Origin of the sequence: Actinacidiphila sp. bgisy160 (assembly GCF_965342435.1) — a bacterium.
Classification (GTDB): Bacteria; Actinomycetota; Actinomycetes; order Streptomycetales; family Streptomycetaceae; genus Actinacidiphila.
Genome location: NZ_CBDRCM010000006.1, coordinates 178,551 through 198,953, shown reverse-complemented (window position 1 = coordinate 198,953; position 20,403 = coordinate 178,551). Strand labels below are relative to the sequence as shown.

Sequence of the window (20,403 nt, the reverse complement as noted above, 5' to 3'; positions counted from 1 at the left end):
CTGGCGAACCGAACCAGATCCAGTGCAATGCCAATGAGGGCAGTGCGTGTGCCACCTTGGAGGTGAGGGTGTCCCAGATCGCAGGCGAGCCCGGGTCGAAGGACTTCGTCGAGGTCCGGCTGCCCGCGGCAGGGGCCTACCTGTCGGTGCTGCGTACGGCGACGGCAGGACTCGCGGCCCGCTTGGACTTCACCCTCGACGAGATCGAAGACCTGCGCATCGCCGTGGACGAGGCGTGCGCCATCCTGCTCCAGCAGGCCGTCCCGGGGTCCGTGCTGAGCTGCGTCTTCCGCCTGGTCGGGGACGCCCTGTGGGTGACCGTGTCGGCGCCCACCACCGACGGCCGCGCACCGGAGCGCGACACCTTCGCCTGGACGGTGCTGTCCGCACTGGCCGGCGAGGTGGACTCCAGCGTGGCCGACGACAAGACCGTGAGCATCGCCCTGCACAAGAAGCGCGGTGCCGGACCGGGACAGCTGTAACGGGGGAATCGCCGTGAACGATCTGGAAGGCAGCACGCCGGGGGTGCGGGGCCGCCCCGTACCCGCCCCTGCGGCGCGGCGCCACGAGGCGCGGCCGCACCCCGGTACCGGGCCCATGGCCGGCCTCGGGAGCAATGACGCGGCCGGGCAGACGGATCAGGCGGATCGGGCGGATCGCATGGCGCAGGAGCAGCAGGAGCAGGACCACGCACAGGAGCAGCACGAGCAGGAGCAGGACCACGCACAGGAGCAGCACGAGCAGGAGCAGGAGCAGCACGGGCACCACGACCGGGCCGGGGCCCGGGCGCTGTTCGTGGAGCTCAGCAAGCTCCCCCCGGGCTCCCCGGAGCGCGCCGAGCTGCGCAACCGGCTGGTCCGGATGCACCTGCCGCTGGTCGAGCACCTCGCCCGGCGGTTCCGCAACCGCGGCGAACCGCTCGACGACCTGACCCAGGTCGCCACGATCGGGCTGATCAAGTCGGTGGACCGGTTCGACGTGGAGCGCGGGGTTGAGTTCTCCACCTACGCCACCCCGACCGTCGTCGGTGAGATCAAGCGGCATTTCCGCGACAAGGGCTGGGCGGTGCGCGTCCCGCGCCGCCTGCAGGAGCTGCGGCTCGCCCTGACGACGGCGACCGGTGAGCTCTCGCAGCGGCACGGCCGGGCCCCGACGGTGCACGAGCTGGCCGAGCACCTGAAGATCACGGAGGAGGAGGTCCTGGAGGGCCTCGAATCCGCCAACGCGTACAGCACACTCTCCCTGGACGTGCCCGACACCGACGACGAGTCGCCGGCCGTCGCCGACACCCTCGGCGCCGAGGACGACGCGCTGGAGGGCGTGGAGTACCGGGAGTCGCTCAAGCCGCTGCTGGAGCAGCTGCCGCCGCGCGAGAAGAAGATCCTGCTGCTGCGCTTCTTCGGGAACATGACCCAGTCGCAGATCGCCCAGGAGGTCGGCATCTCCCAGATGCACGTCTCCCGGCTGCTGGCCCGCACGCTGGCCCAGCTGCGCGACAAGCTCCTGGTCGAGGAGTGACGGCGGGCGGAGGTGACGGCGGCGCCCGAGGGCGCCGCGGCTCACTGCCCGGCCGTGCGCCCGATCCCGAGGGCGTCGGTGGCCGCGGGGTGGACGAGGAGCACCAGCTCGGCGACAGCGGCCGCGCCCAGGACGGCACCCGCCGCGATCATGCCACCGCCCGCCTGCACCATGGTCCAGGCGACGGGGAGCGCGACGAGCTGGATGATCAGCGCGGGGCCGCGGCTCCAGCGGCGCGCGTTCCACAGCCCGTAGGCGGCCGCCAGCGGCATGGCCGCCAGGGCGAGCACGGTCACACCCCCGGCCTCCGCCTGGCGGGGGCTGTCGGGGTCGCCGAGGATCCCCACGACCAGCATCGCGATCCCCCAGGCCGCCAGGGCGGCGCCTTCCAGTGCCGCGACCGCGGCGGCCGCCGCGAGGCGGCGCGTACGGCCCGGCTGCGCGGGCTTCTCGTTGCCACTCACCCCAGCAGGGTAGCCGCCGCCTCCGGGCCACCAGGGGTGCGGCCCGGTACCGCCCGGTAGGTACCCTGGCGGGCATGCGCGCCCTTCTCGTGGTCAATCCAGCCGCCACCACCACCAGCGCCCGCACGCGTGACGTGCTCGCGCACGCGCTCGCCAGCGACCTGAAGCTGGAGGTCGCCGCGACCGAGTACCGCGGCCACGCCCGCGACCTCGCGCGCCAGGCCGCGGAGGGCGGGGAGATCGAGCTGGTCGTCGCCCTGGGCGGGGACGGCACGGTCAACGAGGTGGTCAACGGGCTGCTGCACAACGGCCCCGACCCCGATGGCCTGCCGAAGCTCGCGGTGGTGCCCGGCGGGTCAACGAACGTGTTCGCGCGCGCCCTGGGGCTGCCCAACGACGCCGTGGAGGCGACCGGCGCGCTGCTGGACGCGCTGCGCGAGCGCAGCTCCCGCACGGTCGGCCTGGGCCTGGTGAGCGGCACCCCGGGCACGGAGGACGAGGGGGTGCCGGCGCGCTGGTTCACCTTCTGCGCCGGGCTGGGCTTCGACGCGGGCGTCGTCGGACGGGTGGAACAGCAGCGCGAGCGAGGGAGGCGTTCGACGCACGCGCTCTACATACGCCAGGTGATGCGCCAGTTCCTCGCCGAACCGAACCGGCGCACCGGCACGATCACCCTGGAGCGCCCCGGCGAGGACCCGGTGACCGACCTCGTCCTGACCCTCGTCTGCAACACCGCGCCGTGGACCTACCTGGGGAACCGGCCGATCTACGCCTCCCCCCGGGCCTCCTTCGACACCGCCCTCGACGTGCTCGGACTGTCCCGGCTGTCCACCGCGGCGGTGGCCCGCTACGCCACCCAGCTGCTGCGTTCGACCCCGGAACGCGGACCCGAGGGCAAGCACGCGACCTCGCTGCACGATCTGACGGACTTCACCTTGCATTCGCAGGCACCACTGCCGTTCCAGGTGGACGGAGACCACCTGGGACTGCGAATGAGCGCAACCTTCACAGGCGTACGCCGTGCACTGCGTGTGATCGCCTAAGCAGAAGGACATAAAGTCCTTTCACTCGAACGTTTAGGCTGCCCTGCACCCCATGGAAGTACGGCTGTGACGGAGCCGACACCGAGGAATCAAAAAAAACTTTCTGGAAGGGGTTGTATCCGCAGCCCAGGTTTGCGAGGCTCTTCCTGGCGATCGGGACAGCCGCTCATCGGGCGTCCTCGGCAGCCGGAATCCTCACCACTTCCCAGCGGGACCGCACCAGGAGACTGGGCGATGTCCCGTGTCGTGTTCGAGGATTCGTGAAAGCGTTCACATTCACAAGCAACTTGCATGCAACACAAGGAGATGGAGCAGCCATGGACTGGCGTCACAACGCCGTTTGCCGCGAGGAAGACCCCGAGCTCTTCTTCCCCATCGGCAACACCGGTCCTGCGCTGCTGCAGATCGAGGAAGCCAAGGCCGTCTGCCGCCGCTGCCCCGTGATGGAGCAGTGCCTGCAGTGGGCGCTGGAGACCGGCCAGGACGCCGGCGTGTGGGGTGGCCTCAGCGAGGACGAGCGTCGCGCAATGAAGCGCCGCGCCGCCCGCAACCGCGCCCGCAACGCCAGCGCCTGACGCACTCGCTTACCCCCGAGCCGCAGCGCGCAGCACCTCCGAACCGCGCAGCATCGCGACGCGAAGAGCCCCGGCCGCTCCCCGAGCAGCCGGGGCTTCGGCGTTCCCGGAGCCCGGTCCCGTGGCGTCACCCCTCCAGGGGGAGTTCCAGGACGACCTTCGTGCCGCGCTCCTCGGCCGGGACCATGTCGAAAGTCCCGCCCAACTCCCCCACCACCAGGGTCCGTACGATCTGCAGCCCCAGGTTGCCTGCCCGCTGCGGGTCGAACTCGGCGGGCAGGCCGCGCCCGTCGTCCCGTACCGCGATGCCCAGCTTCTGCCCGTGCCGCTCGGCGGCCACCTCGACAGTGCCCTGCTCGCCCGGCCCGAAACCGTGCTCCAGGGCGTTCTGCAGCAGTTCGGTGAGGACCATCGACAGCGGGGTGGCCACCTCGGCCGTCAGGATGCCGAACCGCCCGCTGCGGCGCGTGGTGACCCTGCCCGGGGAGATCTCCGCGACCATCGCCAGCACGCGGTCGGCGATCTCGTCGAACTCCACGCACTCGTCGAGGTTCTGCGAGAGCGTCTCGTGCACGATCGCGATCGAGCCCACCCGGCGCACCGCCTCCTCCAGCGCCTCGCGGCCCTTGTCGGAGTCCATGCGCCGGGCCTGCAGCCGCAACAGCGCCGCGACCGTTTGCAGGTTGTTCTTCACCCGGTGGTGGATCTCCCGGATGGTGGCGTCCTTGGTGATCAGCTCGCGCTCGCGGCGGCGCAGCTCGGTCACGTCCCGCAGCAGCACCAGGGAGCCGCTGTGCGTGCCCTTGGGGCTCAGCGGGATCGCCCGCAGCTGGATGACACCGCCGTTGCCCTCGATCTCGGTCTCCCGCGGTGCCTTGCCGCCGGCGACGGTCACCAGCGCCTCGTGGCTCTTGGTCCGCGAGGGCGCCAGGTCCGCGGAGACGGAGCCCAGGTGGTGGCCGACGAGGTCGGCGGCGAGGCCGAGCCGGTGGTAGGCGGAGAGCGCGTTGGGACTCGCGTACTGGACGACACCCTCGGCGTCGAGCCGGATCAGGCCGTCGCCGACGCGCGGCGAGGCGTCCATGTCGACCTGCTCGGAGGGGAACGGGAAGCTGCCCGCCGCGATCATCTGCGCCAGGTCGGAGGCGCTCTGCAGATAGGTGAGCTCCAGGCGGCTGGGCGTCCGCACGGTCAGCAGGTTGGTGTTGCGGGCGATGACCCCGAGCACGCGGCCCGCGCGGCGCACCGGGATGGACTCGATCCGGACCGGCACCTCCTCGCGCCACTCCGGGTCACCCTCCCGGACGATCCGGCCCTCGTCGAGTGCGGCGTCCAGCATCGGGCGGCGGCCCCGCGGCACCAGGTGGCCGACCATGTCGTCCTGGTACGAGGTGGGGCCGGTGTTCGGCCGCATCTGGGCGACGGAGACGTAGCGGGTCCCGTCGCTGGTCGGGACCCAGAGCACGAGGTCCGCGAAGGAGAGGTCGGAGAGCAGTTGCCACTCCGACACCAGCAGGTGGAGCCACTCGAGATCGGAATCGTCGAGGTCCGTGTGCTGGCGTACGAGATCGTTCATGGAGGGCACGCAAATGAGCGTACCCGCGCTCATGGCAAGCGCTGCCATCCAGTCCCCACAAAGGTCTTCGACGACCTATGATCTGACTGCGCCATTTTATGGACAGGCGTTAGTGGTCTAGTCCAGAATTGACGCACAACCGAACTTCCATCCTTCCCGCACAGAAGGGTGGAGCGAGGCCGGGGCGCTCTCTGCCCTGACTGCGCCAGGCCTCATGGTCGGCCCTGACGGGTCGCGGGAACCGCACATCCCGCGCGCCACGGGCCGACGGCAGCTCCGGGCTGCGGTGCTGGGCGGGTTGAGGGTCCCGTCCCGGCGCCGCGGCCCGAAGTGATGTCGGGTCCCTTTCCGGCTCAGCGCGTCTCGGTCACCTTCGCCAGGGCACGCGGCGCGTCGGGGTCCTGGCCGCGGGCGATGGTGACCTCGTAGGCCAGCATCTGCAGCGGGAGGATCTCCAGGATCGGCTGCACCTCCTCGGCGACGCCCGCGGTGGGGAGCACGAAACCGGCGGAGGCGGCGTCGACCGACGCCTGGTTGCCGATGACCACCAGGTCGGCCCCACGGCCGCGGAGCCGGTCCAGCACCGGCTGGAGCGCCTCACCGCCCTTGCCCTCGGTGACGATCGCGATGACCGGGGAGACGTTGTCGACCATGGCCAGCGGACCGTGCAGCAGGTCGGCGCCGGAGAAGGACAGCGCCGGGATGTAGCTGGTCTCCATCAGCTTCAGCGCGGCCTCCTTCGCGGTCGGGTAGCCGTAGCCGCGCGAGGTGAGCACCAGCCGCTCGGCGAAGCGGTAGCGCGCGGCGAGCGCCCTGACCTCGTCCTGGCGCGCGAGGATCTGCTCCGCGAGCTCCGGCAGGACCTTGGCGGCGTTGCCGTCGCCGCCCCGCAGCCCCTCGACGAACAGGTAGAGCGCGAGCAGCTCGGCCGTGTACGTCTTGGTCGCCGGCAGCGCCTTCTCCGGGCCGGCCAGGACGTCGATGTGGAACTCGGAGACCTCGGCCAGCGGCGAGTCGGCGTTGTTGGTGACCGCCAGGGTGATCGCGCCGGCCTCGCGCGCGGCCCGGGTGGAGGCCACCAGGTCCGGCGAGCCGCCGGACTGGCTGACCGTGACGACCAGGCAGTCCGTCAGGTCCGGGCGGGCGCCGTAGGCGGTGGTCGTGGACATGGAGGTCAGCCCGGCAGGCTTGCCGAGCACCACCTCGACCAGGTACTTGGCGTACAGGGCCGCGTTGTCGGAGGTGCCGCGCGCGGTGAGCAGGACGAAGCGCGGTCCGCGCGCGGCGATCTCCTCGGCGGTCCGCCGGATCCGCGGGGCGCCCTCCTCGAGGATGCGGCGCAGCACCGCGGGCTGTTCGGCCATCTCGCCGGACATGATCCGGCCCGGCCTCGGCTGCTGCTCGGTCGGCGTCGGGGCGGACATTGTCTGGGCCTCCAGGTGGGTCCGGAACGGATGTGCCGCGGCGGGCCTCAGTCGCCGGCCTCCTTGCCCGCGATGACCTCCGCCGCCGCCCGCCCGCACACACGGGCGGCGCCGTGGGTCGCGATGTGCAGCGCGCCGGACGGAGCCGCCTGCGGAACGCCCATCTCCACCACCACCGTGTCCGGACGGGCGGCGAGCAGCGAGCCCAGCGCCTCGGCCATCCAGGGGTGACGGTGCACGTCACGCACCACTGCGACGATCCTACGAGTCCCCGCCGACCGCAGCACTTGTGCGGTCAGAGCGTCACCTTCGCGAAAGCTCCCGGTCACCGTGCCCGGGAAGATCCGGTCGAGCTCGGCGGCGACGCCCCACGGGGTCTCCTCACCGACGGCGATGTTGGCGACCGGGGTGAAGGTGGCGACGTAGGGCGCCTCGGCGATCGGCAGGTACGCGTCGGTGCGGGTGACGCGCAGCGCGCGGCGGGCCGCGACCAGGCCGATCTCCGGGTCCGGTGCCGCCGTCACGGGCGCCGCGGAGCGCTCGGCGGCCCAGGCGGCCAGGCTCCGCACCCGTCCGGCGGCGTCGGCGAGCCGCTGCCTGGGCAGGTCGCCGTCGCGTACGGCGGCGACGATGGCGTCGCGCAGGGCGACCACCGTCTCCTCCTCGGCGAGGCCGCCGCCCACGCAGATGGCGTCGGCACCGGCGGCGAGCGCCAGGACGGTGCCGCGTTCGATGCCGTACACGTCGGCGATGGCGCGCATCTCGATGCCGTCGGTGACGATCAGGCCGTCGTAGCCCAGTTCGTCGCGGAGCAGTCCGGTCAGCGCGGCGGGGCTGAGGGTGGCGGGGCGGTCCGGGTCCAGGGCGGGCACGAGGATGTGCGCGCTCATCACGGCCTTGCTGCCCGCGGCCAGGGCGGCCCGGAACGGGGCGAGTTCGCGGGCGTGCAGGGTGGCCGGGTCGACGTCCACCCGGGGCAGGGCGTGGTGGGAGTCGACGGAGGTGTCGCCGTGGCCGGGGAAGTGCTTGGTGCAGGCGGCGACCCCGGCGGACTGCAGGCCCTCGACGTACGCCGCCGTGTGCCGGGCGACAAGCAGCGGCTCGGAGCCGAAGGAACGCACGCCGATGACCGGGTTGCGGGGGTCGGAGTTGACGTCCGCGGAGGGCGCCCAGTTGAGGTTGACCCCGCACTCGGCCAGCCGGCGGCCGAGTGCGGCGGCGACGTCGCGGGTCAGAGCGGTGTCGTCGACGGCGCCGAGGGCGAGGTTGCCGGGGAAGGAGGAGCCGCCTCGGGCCTCCAGCCGGGTCACGTCACCGCCCTCCTCGTCGGCGGCGATCAGGACGTCGGTCCGTACGGCGCGCAGTTGCGCGGTGAGCGCGGCCAGTTGCCCGGGCGACTCGATGTTGCGGGCGAACAGGGCGACGGAGCCCAGTCCCTCGGCGAGCCTGCGCAGCAGCCACTCGGGGGCGGTGGTGCCGTGGAAGCCCGGCTGGAGGACGGTGAGGGCGTCGCGGACGAGAGCGTCGGTGTCCGCGGTGCCGTCGTGGGTCTGGCTCAAGGTCTTTGTCATCCCTTCACCGCTCCGGCGGTCAGTCCGGCGGCGACCTTGCGCTGCACGATCAGGAAGAAGATCACCACGGGCACGCCCATCATGGTCGAGCCGGCCATCATCGGCGCGTAGTCCGTGCCCCGCGAGGTGACGAAGTTGCCGAGCCACACCGTGGCCGTCTGGTGCTCCTGGCTCATGATGAGCATCGCGTACAGGTACTCGTTCCAGGCCTGGATCAGCGCGTAGATGGAGGTCGCGACGAGGCCCGGGGCGAGCAGCGGCAGGATGATCCGGAAGAACGCGCCCATGCGCGTGCAGCCGTCGACCATCGCCGACTCCTCCAGCTCCTTGGGGATGTTGACGATGAATCCGCGCAGCGTCCACACCGTGAAGGGGAGCACGAAGGTCAGGTAGGTGATGATGAGCCCGGTGAGCCTGTCGATCTGGTCGATCTGGTTGAGCAGCAGGAAGACCGGGATGATCATCGCCACCAGCGGCACCATCTGCACGGCGAGGATCGCGACGATCACGGCCTTGCGGCCGCGGAAGACGAAGCGGGAGATGGCCAGCGCCGCCAGCAGGCCGATCACCAGGCCGAGGCCGACGGTGGAACCGGAGACGATCAGGCTGCGGCCGACCGAGCCCCAGAAGTCGCCGACGTCCAGGGCGTCGGAGAAGTTCTGGAAGGACAGGCTGGTCGGGAAGAACTTGGGGTCGGGGTCGATGGCGTCCTTGGCGGGCTTGAACGCCGTGTTGAGCATCCAGTAGACCGGGAAGCCGGAGACCACCACGACCAGCAGGCCGAGCAGGTTGTAGACGGTCCGCCCCTTGCGGCGGGGCCGCCGGGCGGCGCGCGCGGCCGGAGCGGCGGCCGGCGCCCTCTCGGCGGGAGCCGTGTCGAGCATGGTCGTCACTCCACCTCTCCGATCTTCAGCATCTGCCGCATGTACACGGCCATCACCCCGAGGAGGAGCAGCACGGTGATGACGGCGATGGCCGCGCCCGCGTCGTAGTCGTTGGCGACGAAGGCCTGGTCGTAGGAATAGGTGGTGAGGACCTGGTACGCGGGTTCGGGGTGGCCGTCGCGCATGAGGAAGACCTGCGGGAAGACGCCCATGTCCCAGATGACCGACAGCGTCGTCAGCATGACGATGATCGGCTTGAGCACCGGCAGGGTGACGTGCCGGAAGACCTTGACCGGCCCGGCGCCGTCCATGCGGGCGGCCTCCTCCAGTTCCTTGGGCACCTGGGTGAGGCCGGCGTGCAGGGTGATGGCGACGAACGGGATGGCGCCCCACACCACCATGAGGGTGATGACGAGGAAGCCCTGCTTGGTGTCGGTGAACCAGTTGTGGCCGCTGAAGTCCGCCCCCGGCAGCCGGCTGAGCAGCCAGTTGAGGACTCCGTAGTCGCTGTCGAACATCCACTTGAAGATGGTGATGGCGACGACCACGGGCATCGCCCAGCTCGCCACCAGCACGATGTTGATCAGTGCCTTGACCCAGGGCGAGACCCGCTGCATCAGCAGTGCCACCCCCATGCCGGCGACGAGCGTGAGCAGCACCGCCGCGAGGGTGAAGAGCAGCGTGCGCAGGACGACGCCCCAGAAGACCGAGTCCCCCAGGACGTGGGTGTAGTTGGCGAATCCCTGCCAGTCACCGGGCAGCCCCTGCCAGAGCTCGGCCTGCCCGAACTGCTTGAAGGACAGGGTGATCAGCCGGACCAGCGGATAGCCGAGGACCAGCAGCAGGACGCCGATGGTCGGCGCCAGCAGCGTCCACGGGAGCGCGGCCCCGCCGAAGCGGCGCGGCCTGCGGCCCGGTCCCGCCGGCCGCGAGCGCGGCACCTTGTCGAGAGGTGTGTCAACGGCACTCATCATGTGCTCCTCGGCTACTCCAGTCCCTGGCGTCGCGCCGGGGCCGGCCGCCCTGGGGCGGCCGGCCGGCGCGATCACTGTGTTGCCCGTGTGCCGGTCAGCCGGCGTTGATCACCGCGTTGATCTGCTCGTCCGCGGCCTTCGTCGCGTCCTCGATGGACGCCTTGCCGACGGCGATGTCGTTGAGCATGTTCTGCAGGATCTGCTTCTTCTCGACCTGCAGCCAGCCCGGGGCGGTCGGGACGAACCAGGTGTTCTCGTTGGCACGGGCCGAGGCGGCCGTGGCCGGGTCGTCCTTCAGCGGGGCGAGCAGCGACTTGGCGTTGGGCAGGTTGCCCTTGGAGATCAGGACCTTCTGGGCGGCGCTGTCCGTGAAGCCGTTGATCCAGTCGGCGGCGAGGTCCTGCGCGGCGGACTTGGCCGGGATGACCAGGTCGGAGCCGCCGATGAAGTTCGGCAGCAGTTCGCCGTTGGGGCCGGGCAGTGCGAAGGTCTCCAGGTTGTCCTTCAGTTTGCCGGTCTTGTCGGTCTTCGGGTCGGCGGCCGCGCCGCCCTCCCAGCTGGCGCCGTAGATGAGCGCGGACTTGCCCTGGCCGTAGACGATGTAACGGTCCGACTCGTCCTTGTTCTTGTCGCCGTGGAAGTACGTGTCCAGGACGGACTTCCAGGTCTTCAGGCCCTCGATGGACTTGGGGTCGGAGAGGGTGGCGGTCCACTTGCCGCCGTCCTCCTTGGCGACGTCGCCGCCGGCGTCCTTGACGAAGGCCAGCGCGGTGTACCAGTCGCGGCTGGGCTGGTACCAGGCGGAGAACTTGCCGCCGTTCTTCTTCTGGATCTTGTCGAGCGCGGCGGTCAGCTCGGCCCAGGTGGTGGGGGTCTTGGTGACGCCGGCCGCCTTGGCGACGTCCTTGCGCCAGGTGCCGACGCGGGCACCTGCGTAGTAAGGAACGCCGTAGGTCTTGCCGTTGTACGTCACGGAGCCCTCGAGGGCGTCCAGCCAGTCGCCGGAGTTCTCGAACTTGCTCTTGTCGATGGGGGCGAAGGCGCCCTTGACGAGGTAGCCGAGGGTCTCGGTGTTGCCCATCTCGACGACGTCGGGCACCTTCTTGGTGGCGAGGACGGCGTCGAGCTTCTGGTTCTTGGCGGTCCACTCGTAGTACTCGTGGTGGATCTTGACGCCCTTGTGCTTCGCGGTGAAGGCGTCGTCCGCCTGCTTGACCAGCTCGGGCCAGTTCTTCTGTGCGTCGACCGTCAGCCAGACGGTGATCTCCTTCGGCGCCGAGGCCTTGTCGGAGCCCTTGTCGTCCGAACCGCAGGCCGCAACGCCGGCGACCATGACGGCGACACCGATCGCCGCGATCAGCTTGCGCTTCACAACACCCTCCCCAGGGCAGTGAGTACCAAGTGGTGTAGACCAGTGCCCGAAGCTTGGCCTAGACCTTTAGGGGTGTCAAGGGTGTATAAGAGCACCGGTCGCGTCCGTTACCGGACCGACATCTGGGCTCGTCACGCGATATGAGCCCTGGCCGTGCCACGATGTGAGCCGCGAATGACGGAGGAGCCGGTGACGGCAGCACGACAGCACTCGGGAGCAGAGGCGATGGACACCGACGGCGAGGCCGGCACAGCGGTGACGCAGACCGCGGAGGCGGCCGGGGCCGCGGCCGGACGGACCGCACGGGTGCCCAAGTACTACGGCCTCAAGCGCCATCTGCTCGAACTGACGCAGACGATGCCCCCCGGCTCCCCGGTGCCTCCCGAGCGCACCCTGGCCGCCGAGTTCGACACCTCGCGCACCACCGTGCGGCAGGCGCTGCAGGAGCTGGTGGTCGAGGGGCGGCTGGAGCGCATCCAGGGCAAGGGCACCTTCGTCGCCAAGCCCAAGGTCTCCCAGGCGCTCCAACTGACCTCGTACACCGAGGACATGCGCGCCCAGGGCCTGGAGCCGACCTCCCAGCTGCTCGACATCGGCTACATCACCGCCGACGACCGGCTGGCCGAACTGCTGGACATGAAGGCCGGCGGCCGGGTGCTGCGCATCGAGCGCCTGCGCCTGGCGAACGGCGAGCCGATGGCCATCGAGACCACCCATCTGTCGGCCAAGCGCTTCCCCGCGCTACGCCGCAGCCTGGCGAAGTACACCTCGCTCTACACGGCGCTCGCCGAGGTCTACGACGTCCGGCTGGCCGAGGCGGAGGAGACCATCGAGACCTCGCTGGCCACCCCGCGCGAGGCGGGCCTGCTGGGCACCGACGTCGGGCTGCCGATGTTGCTGCTGTCCCGGCACTCGATCGACACCGGGGGCGAGCCGGTGGAATGGGTGCGCTCGGTCTACCGCGGCGACCGCTACAAGTTCGTCGCCCGCCTGCGACGACCGTAACACCCATGCGGTTCCCGGACCTTGTAGATCGTTTCCATACCGCAATGTGGGCAGTAGTGACGCGCCTGCCGTCCTGACCTAGATTTCCTGCGCATTACACAGGAGCAAGAGATCAGGACGGAGCCGTAGCAATGTCCGAACCATCCGGAATTTCCGGTCGGCCGCCGGTGGTCACCCCCACCCGGGTGATCGCCGGTGTCTGCCTCGTCATCCCCTTCGTCGCCATGCTCTGGGTCGGCTCGTACGCCAAGCTGACCCCGGAGTTCATCGGCATCCCGTTCTTCTACTGGTACCAGATGCTGTGGGTGTTCCTGTCCTCCGGACTGACGTACGCCGCGTACGTCCTGGTCCGCCGTGAGGAGCGGGCACGGAAGGAGGCTGCGAAGTGAAGGACGGGGTCAACGGCGTCGCACTCGCCGTCTTCATCTTCTTCTTCCTGGTCGTCACGGTCCTGGGCTTCCTGGCCGCGCGCTGGCGCAGAGCCGAGAACGCCCTGCACCTCGACGAGTGGGGCCTGGGCGGCCGCAGCTTCGGCAGCTGGATCACCTGGTTCCTGCTGGGCGGCGACCTGTACACGGCCTACACCTTCGTGGCGGTGCCGGCGGCGATCTACGCGGCGGGCGCGGCCGGCTTCTTCGCCGTACCGTACACGATCATCGTCTATCCGCTGATCTTCATGTTCCTGCCGCGGCTCTGGTCGGTCTCGCACAAGCACGGCTACGTCACCACCTCGGACTTCGTCCGCGGGCGTTTCGGCTCCAAGGGCCTGTCGCTGGCCGTCGCGGTCACCGGCATCCTCGCCACGATGCCGTACATCGCCCTGCAGCTGGTCGGCATCCAGGCCGTGCTGGACGTGATGGGCGTGGGCGGAGGCGACTCCTCCAACTGGTTCGTCAAGGACCTGCCGCTCCTGATCGCCTTCGGCGTGCTGGCCGCCTACACCTACTCCTCCGGCCTGCGCGCGCCCGCGCTGATCGCCTTTGTCAAGGACACCCTTATCTACATCGTCATCGCGGTGGCGATCATCTACATCCCGATCAAGCTGGGCGGCTTCGACGACATCTTCGCCAAGGCGGGCGACGCCTATGCCCAGGTCAACCCGGCCACCGGCAAGCCGCGCGGCGCCCTGGCCCCGGGTGAGACGGCGCAATGGGCGTACGCGACCCTGGCACTCGGCTCGGCACTGGCGCTCTTCATGTACCCGCACTCGGTCACGGCCGTACTCTCCAGCCGCAGCCGCAACGTCATCCGCCGCAACACCACCGTCCTGCCGCTGTACTCGCTGATGCTGGGCCTGCTGGCGATGCTCGGCTTCATGGCGCTGGCCGCGGGTGTCGGCGCGGGGGTCAAGGGCTACAACGCGCAGCTGGCCATTCCGCAGCTGTTCGAGAACATGTTCCCGTCCTGGTTCGCGGGCGTGGCCTTCGCCGCGATCGGCATCGGCGCCCTGGTGCCGGCCGCGATCATGTCGATCGCCGCGGCCAACCTCTTCACCCGCAACGTCTACAAGGACTTCATCAAGCCGGACGCGACCCCGGCACAGGAGACCCAGGTCTCCAAGATCGTCTCGCTGCTGGTCAAGGTCGGTGCCCTGATCTTCGTCCTCACCATGGACAAGACGGTGGCCATCAACTTCCAGCTCCTGGGCGGCATCTGGATCCTGCAGACCTTCCCGTCACTGGTGGGCGGCCTGTTCACCCGCTGGTTCCACCGCTGGGCGCTGCTGGCCGGCTGGGCGGTCGGCATGATCTACGGCACCTGGGTGGCCTACGGCGTCGCGAGCCCGGCCCAGAAGCACTTCGGTGGCTCCTCCGACACCATCCCGGTCATCGGGCAGATCGGCTACATCGGCCTGACCGCCTTCGTGCTCAACGTGCTGGTCACCGTCGTCCTCACCTTCGTCCTCAAGGCCCTCAAGGCTCCCGAGGGCGTGGACGAGACCGCCGAGGGCGACTTCACCGCGGACGCCGGCGACCCGGGCGTCCAGAAGGACCTGCCGGTGGGCGCCGGTCACTGACCGCCGCACCGGCCACGGGTCACGGGCCGCCGCCCTGGGACGGGGCGGCGGCCCGTCGTCATGCGGTGCGGGCCGGCTCCGGGCAGCGGTAGGTGCGGCGGCACGCCTGCGGGGTGGCGCCCACCCAGCGGGCGAAGTGGCGGCGCGGGATCGCCGGGTTCTGCCCGGCTTTGGCGCTCGCCGCCCTGACCGGCCGTGTCCGCGACTTTCCCGACGGCCACGGCGGCGCGTCCGAGCCCGCCGCGCGTCACCGCATCGCCACAACATCTGGTGGCGTCACGGGCGGGCGCCACTAGATGTATGCTCAACTCCGCTGTCGCCGCAGGGGAAGCCGGTGGGAATCCGGGACTGCCCCGCAACGGTGTGCGGGCGCCTGGAGTCATGCCCGCGAGTCCGAGGACCTGCCGACGGCACCGTCCGGCACGCCGTCCGGGCGGTGAAGTGTCCGGGCCTCGCGGGTTGGGCCGGCGGACGCGCCGCGGCATGCCCTGTCCTGCCCTGCGTGCGCCCCGTCGCTCCTCCGCGTCGCCGCCGTACGAGGGAGAGAGCACACGTGACCATCGCGCCCGCCGCACCCGCCACCGCATCGGACCCTGCCTCAACCGGGGCCGAACTGCTGCGCACCCTGACGGAACTGACCGCAGACCTCCCCGACACCGACCCCGGCCGGGTCGCCGCCGCCGCCCTGCGGGGCCGCAGCGCGGCCGCGGACGAGGCGGAACTGCGGGCGCTGGCCACCGAGGCCGCCGCCGGGCTGATCGCGGAGGACCCGCAGTACTCGCGGCTCGCCGCCCGTCTGCTCACCCTCGCCATCGCCGACGAGGCGGCGGGCGAAGGCGCGGTCTCGTTCTCCGCGTCCATCGCGGTGGGCCACCGCGAGGGCCTGATCGCCGACGGCACCGCCGCCTTCGTGGCCGAGCACGCCGGTCGGCTGGACGCGCTCGTCGACGGCGCGCTCGCCGACGGCGCCGACGACCGCTTCGGCTACTTCGGCCTGCGCACCCTGCACAGCCGCTACCTGCTGCGCCACCCGACCACCCGCCAGGTCATCGAGACCCCGCAGCACTTCATGCTCCGCGTCGCCTGCGGCCTGGCCGAGGACCGCACCAGCCGCTCGGTGGACGAGGTCGCGGCGCTCTACGGCCTGATGAGCCGGCTGGACTACCTGCCCAGCTCCCCCACGCTCTTCAACTCCGGCACCCGGCACCCGCAGATGTCCTCCTGCTACCTGCTGGACTCCCCGCTGGACGAACTGGACTCCCTCTACGACCGCTACCACCAGGTGGCCCGGCTGTCGAAGCACGCCGGCGGCATCGGCCTGTCCTACTCCCGCATCCGCTCCCGCGGTTCGCTGATCCGCGGCACCAACGGGCACTCCAACGGCATCGTCCCGTTCCTGCGCACCCTCGACGCCTCCGTCGCCGCCGTGAACCAGGGCGGTCGCCGCAAGGGCGCGGCGTGCGTCTACCTGGAGACCTGGCACGCGGACATCGAGGAGTTCCTGGAGCTGCGCGACAACACCGGTGAGGAGGCGCGCCGCACCCACAACCTCAACCTGGCCCACTGGATCCCGGACGAGTTCATGCGCCGCGTCGACACCGACGGCACCTGGTCGCTGTTCTCCCCCGCCGACGTGCCCGAGCTGGTCGACCTGTGGGGCGAGGAGTTCGACGCCGCCTACCGCGAGGCCGAGGCGGCGGGCCTGGCCCGCAAAACCCTCCCGGCGCGCGAGCTGTACGGCCGGATGATGCGCACCCTGGCGCAGACCGGCAACGGCTGGATGACCTTCAAGGACGCGTCCAACCGCACCGCCAACCAGACGGCCGAGCCCGGCCGCGTCATCCACTCCTCCAACCTCTGCACGGAGATCCTGGAGGTCACGAACGACGGCGAGACGGCGGTCTGCAACCTCGGTTCGGTCAACCTCGGCGCCTTCGTGGCCGAGGACGGCGGCGCCGGGGAGGAAGTCATCGACTGGGAGCGGCTGGACACCACCGTCCGCACCGCCGTCACCTTCCTCGACCGCGTCGTGGACATCAACTTCTACCCGACCCGCGAGGCCGCAGCCTCCAACGAGCGCTGGCGCCCGGTGGGTCTGGGCGCGATGGGCCTGCAGGACGTGTTCTTCAAGCTGCGGCTGCCCTTCGACTCCGCCGAGGCCAAGGCGCTCTCCACGAAGATCGCCGAGCGCATCATGCTCGCCGCGTACGAGGCCTCCTGCGACCTGGCCGAGCGCCACGGCGCGCACCCGGCCTGGTCGCAGACCCGTGCCGCCCGCGGCGTGCTGCACCCGGACCACTACGACACCGAGGAGAACTGGCCCGAGCGCTGGGAGGCGCTGCGCGCCCGCGTCGCCGCCACCGGCATGCGCAACTCGCTGCTGCTGGCCATCGCCCCGACCGCCACGATCGCCTCGATCGCGGGCGTGTACGAGTGCATCGAGCCGCAGGTCTCCAACCTCTTCAAGCGCGAGACGCTCAGCGGCGAGTTCCTGCAGGTCAACTCCTACCTGGTGGCCGACCTGAAGAAGCTCGGCGTCTGGGACGCGCAGACCCGCGACGCGCTGCGCGAGTCCAACGGCTCCGTCGAGGGCTTCAGCTGGATCCCCGCGGACGTCCGCGAGCTGTACCGCACGGCCTGGGAGATCCCGCAGCGCGCCCTGATCGACATGGCGGCGGCCCGCACCCCGTACCTCGACCAGAGCCAGTCGCTGAACCTCTTCATGGCCTCTCCCACCATCGGCAAGCTCAGCTCGATGTACGCGTACGCCTGGAAGCAGGGCCTGAAGACGACCTACTACCTGCGCTCCCGCCCGGCCACCCGCATCGCGCAGTCCGCCCGCGCGACCGCCCCGATCCCGCTCCAGCAGACGACGCCCGACGCCGAGGCGATCGCCTGCTCCCTTGAGAACCCCGAGTCCTGCGAGGCCTGCCAGTGATGAGCTCCACCAAGAACCTGCTCGACCCGGGATTCGAGCTGACCCTGCGTCCGATGCGCTACCCGGACTTCTACGAGCGCTACCGCGACGCCATCAAGAACACCTGGACCGTGGAGGAGGTCGACCTCCACTCCGACGTCACCGACCTCGCCAAGCTCTCCCCCGGCGAGCAGCACATGATCGGCCGGCTGGTGGCCTTCTTCGCCACCGGCGACTCGATCGTGGCCAACAACCTCGTGCTGACCCTGTACAAGCACATCAACTCCCCGGAGGCGCGGCTGTACCTGTCGCGGCAGCTCTTCGAGGAGGCCGTGCACGTCCAGTTCTATCTGACACTGCTCGACACCTACCTGCCCGATCCCGAGGAGCGCGCGGCCGCGTTCGCGGCCGTGGAGAACATCCCCTCGATCCGCGAGAAGGCGCAGTTCTGTTTCCGCTGGATGGACTCGGTGGAGTCCATCGACCGCCTGGAGACCAGGGAGGACCGTCGCCGCTTCCTCCTCAACCTGATCTGCTTCGCGGCCTGCATCGAGGGCCTGTTCTTCTACGGCGCCTTCGCGTACGTCTACTGGTTCCGCTCGCGCGGCCTGCTGCACGGGCTCGCCACCGGCACCAACTGGGTGTTCCGCGACGAGTCGATGCACATGGACTTCGCGTTCCACGTCGTCGACACCGTCCGCGAGGAGGAGCCCGGCCTCTTCGACGAGGAGATGGGCAAGCAGGTCACCGCGATGCTGGAGGAGGCCGTCGAGGCCGAGCTCCAGTTCGCCCGCGATCTGTGCGGCGACGGCCTGCCCGGCATGAACACCGACTCCATGCGCGAGTACCTGCAGTGCGTCGCCGACCAGCGCCTGGTCCGCCTCGGTCTGCCGGCCCGCTACGGCTCGGAGAACCCGTTCTCCTTCATGGAGCTGCAGAACGTCCAGGAGCTGACCAACTTCTTCGAGCGCCGCGCCTCCGCGTACCAGGTGGCGGTCGAGGGCACGGTCTCCTTCGACGACGACTTCTGATCCGCGCCGCGGGACGGGGTCGCGGGCGGTCGCCGCCGCCCGCGACCCCGCCCGCCGGCCGGGCGATCGGAACGCGGTGACCTGGAGGACGTAGACCCGTTCGTGCCGAGGGACGACGAGGTAGAGGAAGAGGCCGTCCGGCACGGCTGCCGTCCTCGTTCCCTCCCCGACGCCTTGGAAAGCGGGCCCGTCCAGGCGTGCGGTCCCCCGGCCACCGCGGCGCCGATCACGCCGGTCCGCGGTATCCGGGCGGTGGATCACTCGTTCGGGACGGTCTCGTACTTCGGCGTGGACTCCGCCATCTGCTTCAGCGCGTCCTTGCGGTCCCGCTTGGAGAGCCGGTCGATGTAGAGGTAGCCGCCCAGGTGGTCGGTCTCGTGCTGCAGGCAGCGCGCGAAGAAGCCCCTGCCCTCCACGACGATGTCGTTGCCGTGCAGGTCCTGCCCGCGGCAGACCGCGTAGTCGGGACGCGGCAGCTCCGCGTAGGCGCCCGGCACGGACAGGCAGCCCTCGTTGCCGTCGTCGAGGACGCGGCGCTCGGCGGGGAGGTCGTCGATCACGGGGTTGACCACGTGGCCGACGTGGCGGACCCCGTCGTCGTCCGGGCAGTCGTAGACGAAGACCCGCAGGTCCACGCCGATCTGGTTGGCGGCGAGGCCGACGCCCTCGGCGGCGCGCTGGCTGGCGAACATGTCGTCGATGAGCGCGGCCAGCTCGTCGTCGAAGGACGTGACCGTCTTGCACGGGTGGTGCAGCACCGGGTTGCCGACGACCGTGATGGGGCGGGCGGTGCCGCGCTCGCGGTGGGCGGCCTCACGCTCCTCCGCGTCCGTCACGTCGTCGGTGAATGCGGTCTGCTCGGTCTCCTGCTGCGACATGGTCCGTCGTACGCCTTCCTGGGGCCTTCTGAGAAGCTCAATAGCCCATCAAGGGTACGTGCCCGCGGAGGCGTCAGCAGACCTCTTCGAGATCGCGCCAGTCCCGGGTGTCGGGGCTGTCGGCGACCCAGCTGTCCAGCAGGCCGCGCACCAGTCCGGCCGGGGCGGCGATGCCGCACTCGCGCTCGGGGGCCCACAGGGCGCCGGGGGTGCGGTGGCTGAGGTGACCCGGATGGCCGGGCTCGCCTTGGTCGTGCGGGTCGCGGGAGGCGTCGGAGCCGTCGTCGGTCGGCATGCGGCTCTCAGAGCAGGTGCGGCAGAGCAGCCGGACCGAGGACGACCAGTCCTCGGCGGCGTAGCCGGCGTCGGCAGCGAGCTGCTCCAGGGCGTCGCGGTCGGACTCGGTGGCCGCCTCCAGCAGGACGAGCCAGGTCGGCACCGGCGAGGGCGCCCACAGCTCGATCTCGTCGAAGACCGGGTAGGTGGCACCCTCGGCGGTGCGCCGCTCGCCGTGCGGGACGCCGTCGTGGAGCACGACCTCGCCCCAGCGGCGGCCGGAGGACGGCAGCGGGATGCTCAGCACCTCGATCCGGGCCGGGTCGATCCGGCGGCCCCAGACCACCTCGGCCTCACCCTCCGGGGAGAGCCGTACCGCCGAGCTGCCCAGCTGCATCTCGACCGGGCCGGCCCCGGCGGGGTCGGGCCGCAGTCCGTACGCCTGCCAGGCGCGGCGGGCCAGCGGCCAGTCCTGCAGGGCGGTGGCGGCGATGCCGACGTTCCACCAGTCGGGGGCGCCGGGCGCGCGGTCCAGCAGGGCGACGGCCCGCAGGCCGGTGGTGCGGGCCTGCTCCCAGTCGTGCCGGAACTTGTGCAGCAGCGCGAGGTTGTACCAGGACTCCGAACGCCAGGGCTCCAGGTCCGCGGCACGGGTCAGCAGCGCGCCGGCGTCCTCGTACCGCCCGTCGCTGATCAGCGTGAACGCCCGGTCGGTCGCCTGCCGCCAGGTGGCGGACGGCCGATGCCGTGCCCTGCCGAAGATCCTCAAGGTGTCCCGCCTGCCGTTCGCGTTCGCTGGTGCCCCACGGTGCCCCGTCCGTTCCCCCACGTCCCGTGCTCAGCGGTGCTCATCAGTCCTCCTTGCCATCGGCAGGGCC

At 70.7% G+C, this 20,403-nt stretch carries 18 protein-coding genes and 1 riboswitch; of the genes, 9 read left to right on the top strand and 9 right to left on the bottom strand.

What is annotated here, in order from left to right:
* Positions 1–68: 68 nt before the first annotated feature.
* Complete coding sequence (locus ACRWNP_RS08620; protein ID WP_319138557.1) at positions 69–482, top strand: anti-sigma regulatory factor; 414 nt, start codon at positions 69–71, stop codon at positions 480–482.
* A 115-nt stretch (positions 483–597) separates the two neighbouring features.
* Positions 598–1,518, top strand: coding sequence for an RNA polymerase sigma factor SigF (locus ACRWNP_RS08615; protein WP_431960452.1), 921 nt, complete (start codon positions 598–600; stop codon positions 1,516–1,518).
* A 41-nt stretch (positions 1,519–1,559) separates the two neighbouring features.
* Here ACRWNP_RS08615 and ACRWNP_RS08610 read toward each other — a convergent pair whose 3' ends face one another.
* A complete protein-coding gene (locus ACRWNP_RS08610) occupies positions 1,560–1,982 on the bottom strand; it encodes a hypothetical protein (RefSeq protein ID WP_431960426.1) in 423 nt (140 codons plus the stop codon).
* Between the two features lie 74 nt (positions 1,983–2,056).
* On the opposite strand from ACRWNP_RS08610, the gene ACRWNP_RS08605 reads away from it, so the two are divergent.
* Together ACRWNP_RS08605 and ACRWNP_RS08600 are read left to right on the top strand one after the other, a co-directional pair.
* Positions 2,057–3,025 (top strand): diacylglycerol/lipid kinase family protein, encoded by a 969-nt coding sequence (locus ACRWNP_RS08605; protein ID WP_431960425.1) that lies wholly within the window; start codon positions 2,057–2,059, stop codon positions 3,023–3,025.
* 317 nt (positions 3,026–3,342) lie between these two features.
* A complete protein-coding gene (locus tag ACRWNP_RS08600) occupies positions 3,343–3,600 on the top strand; it encodes a WhiB family transcriptional regulator (protein WP_018563321.1) in 258 nt (85 codons plus the stop codon).
* Between the two features lie 127 nt (positions 3,601–3,727).
* Here the strand turns inward: ACRWNP_RS08600 and ACRWNP_RS08595 are convergent, their stop codons facing one another.
* From ACRWNP_RS08595 to ACRWNP_RS08570, 6 genes are all read right to left on the bottom strand, one after another.
* Positions 3,728–5,176: a sensor histidine kinase gene (locus ACRWNP_RS08595; RefSeq protein ID WP_431960424.1), complete on the bottom strand. Its 1,449-nt coding sequence runs from the start codon at positions 5,174–5,176 to the stop codon at positions 3,728–3,730.
* Between the two features lie 353 nt (positions 5,177–5,529).
* The gene (locus ACRWNP_RS08590) at positions 5,530–6,600 is read right to left on the bottom strand and encodes an SIS domain-containing protein (protein ID WP_431960423.1); all 1,071 of its coding nucleotides are present in this window, start codon (positions 6,598–6,600) and stop codon (positions 5,530–5,532) included.
* Positions 6,601–6,647: 47 nt separating this feature from the next.
* Positions 6,648–8,171, bottom strand: coding sequence for a glycoside hydrolase family 3 protein (locus ACRWNP_RS08585; RefSeq protein WP_431960422.1), 1,524 nt, complete (start codon positions 8,169–8,171; stop codon positions 6,648–6,650).
* Complete coding sequence (locus ACRWNP_RS08580) at positions 8,168–9,055, bottom strand: carbohydrate ABC transporter permease (protein WP_431960421.1); 888 nt, start codon at positions 9,053–9,055, stop codon at positions 8,168–8,170. The genes ACRWNP_RS08585 and ACRWNP_RS08580 overlap by 4 nt, the downstream gene beginning before the upstream one ends.
* A 5-nt stretch (positions 9,056–9,060) precedes the next feature.
* Complete coding sequence (locus ACRWNP_RS08575; protein ID WP_431960420.1) at positions 9,061–10,026, bottom strand: carbohydrate ABC transporter permease; 966 nt, start codon at positions 10,024–10,026, stop codon at positions 9,061–9,063.
* Positions 10,027–10,123: 97 nt separating this feature from the next.
* On the bottom strand, positions 10,124–11,401 hold the full coding sequence (locus tag ACRWNP_RS08570; protein WP_431960419.1) for an extracellular solute-binding protein: 1,278 nt from the start codon (positions 11,399–11,401) through the stop codon (positions 10,124–10,126).
* A gap of 225 nt (positions 11,402–11,626) precedes the next feature.
* Between ACRWNP_RS08570 and ACRWNP_RS08565 the strand changes: the two genes are divergently transcribed.
* The 5 genes from ACRWNP_RS08565 to ACRWNP_RS08545 all read left to right on the top strand — a co-directional run bounded on the left by ACRWNP_RS08565 (position 11,627) and on the right by ACRWNP_RS08545 (position 18,371).
* Entirely contained in the window at positions 11,627–12,406 is a 780-nt protein-coding gene (locus ACRWNP_RS08565; protein ID WP_431960451.1) for a GntR family transcriptional regulator, read from the top strand.
* Between the two features lie 131 nt (positions 12,407–12,537).
* The gene (locus tag ACRWNP_RS08560; RefSeq protein ID WP_431960418.1) at positions 12,538–12,795 is read left to right on the top strand and encodes a DUF3311 domain-containing protein; all 258 of its coding nucleotides are present in this window, start codon (positions 12,538–12,540) and stop codon (positions 12,793–12,795) included.
* A complete protein-coding gene (gene mctP, locus ACRWNP_RS08555; RefSeq protein WP_431960417.1) occupies positions 12,792–14,423 on the top strand; it encodes a monocarboxylate uptake permease MctP in 1,632 nt (543 codons plus the stop codon). Before ACRWNP_RS08560 ends, mctP begins: the two co-directional genes overlap by 4 nt.
* A 300-nt stretch (positions 14,424–14,723) precedes the next feature.
* Positions 14,724–14,846, top strand: a riboswitch (cobalamin riboswitch).
* Positions 14,847–14,976: 130 nt separating this feature from the next.
* On the top strand, positions 14,977–17,361 hold the full coding sequence (locus ACRWNP_RS08550; RefSeq protein WP_431960416.1) for a ribonucleoside-diphosphate reductase subunit alpha: 2,385 nt from the start codon (positions 14,977–14,979) through the stop codon (positions 17,359–17,361).
* On the top strand, positions 17,361–18,371 hold the full coding sequence (locus ACRWNP_RS08545; protein ID WP_431960415.1) for a ribonucleotide-diphosphate reductase subunit beta: 1,011 nt from the start codon (positions 17,361–17,363) through the stop codon (positions 18,369–18,371). The genes ACRWNP_RS08550 and ACRWNP_RS08545 overlap by 1 nt, the downstream gene beginning before the upstream one ends.
* A 257-nt stretch (positions 18,372–18,628) precedes the next feature.
* On the opposite strand, the gene def is transcribed toward ACRWNP_RS08545, so the two are convergent.
* Positions 18,629–19,249, bottom strand: coding sequence for a peptide deformylase (def, locus tag ACRWNP_RS08540; RefSeq protein WP_431960414.1), 621 nt, complete (start codon positions 19,247–19,249; stop codon positions 18,629–18,631).
* A gap of 73 nt (positions 19,250–19,322) precedes the next feature.
* Complete coding sequence (locus ACRWNP_RS08535; protein ID WP_431960413.1) at positions 19,323–20,294, bottom strand: tetratricopeptide repeat protein; 972 nt, start codon at positions 20,292–20,294, stop codon at positions 19,323–19,325.
* Positions 20,295–20,403 lie beyond the last annotated feature (109 nt).

What these genes read in the sequence shown, in the direction of transcription:
- ACRWNP_RS08560 (WP_431960418.1), top strand. Translation starts at nt 12,538, where the DNA reads ATGTCCGAACCATCCGGAATTTCCGGTCGGCCGCCGGTGGTCACCCCC.
- ACRWNP_RS08615 (WP_431960452.1), top strand. Translation starts at nt 598, where the DNA reads ATGGCCGGCCTCGGGAGCAATGACGCGGCCGGGCAGACGGATCAGGCG.
- ACRWNP_RS08600 (WP_018563321.1), top strand. Translation starts at nt 3,343, where the DNA reads ATGGACTGGCGTCACAACGCCGTTTGCCGCGAGGAAGACCCCGAGCTC.
- ACRWNP_RS08575 (WP_431960420.1), bottom strand. Translation starts at nt 10,026, where the DNA reads ATGAGTGCCGTTGACACACCTCTCGACAAGGTGCCGCGCTCGCGGCCG.
- ACRWNP_RS08605 (WP_431960425.1), top strand. Translation starts at nt 2,057, where the DNA reads ATGCGCGCCCTTCTCGTGGTCAATCCAGCCGCCACCACCACCAGCGCC.
- ACRWNP_RS08595 (WP_431960424.1), bottom strand. Translation starts at nt 5,176, where the DNA reads ATGAACGATCTCGTACGCCAGCACACGGACCTCGACGATTCCGATCTC.
- ACRWNP_RS08580 (WP_431960421.1), bottom strand. Translation starts at nt 9,055, where the DNA reads ATGCTCGACACGGCTCCCGCCGAGAGGGCGCCGGCCGCCGCTCCGGCC.
- def (WP_431960414.1), bottom strand. Translation starts at nt 19,249, where the DNA reads ATGTCGCAGCAGGAGACCGAGCAGACCGCATTCACCGACGACGTGACG.
- ACRWNP_RS08565 (WP_431960451.1), top strand. Translation starts at nt 11,627, where the DNA reads ATGGACACCGACGGCGAGGCCGGCACAGCGGTGACGCAGACCGCGGAG.
- ACRWNP_RS08590 (WP_431960423.1), bottom strand. Translation starts at nt 6,600, where the DNA reads ATGTCCGCCCCGACGCCGACCGAGCAGCAGCCGAGGCCGGGCCGGATC.
- ACRWNP_RS08585 (WP_431960422.1), bottom strand. Translation starts at nt 8,171, where the DNA reads ATGACAAAGACCTTGAGCCAGACCCACGACGGCACCGCGGACACCGAC.
- ACRWNP_RS08545 (WP_431960415.1), top strand. Translation starts at nt 17,361, where the DNA reads ATGAGCTCCACCAAGAACCTGCTCGACCCGGGATTCGAGCTGACCCTG.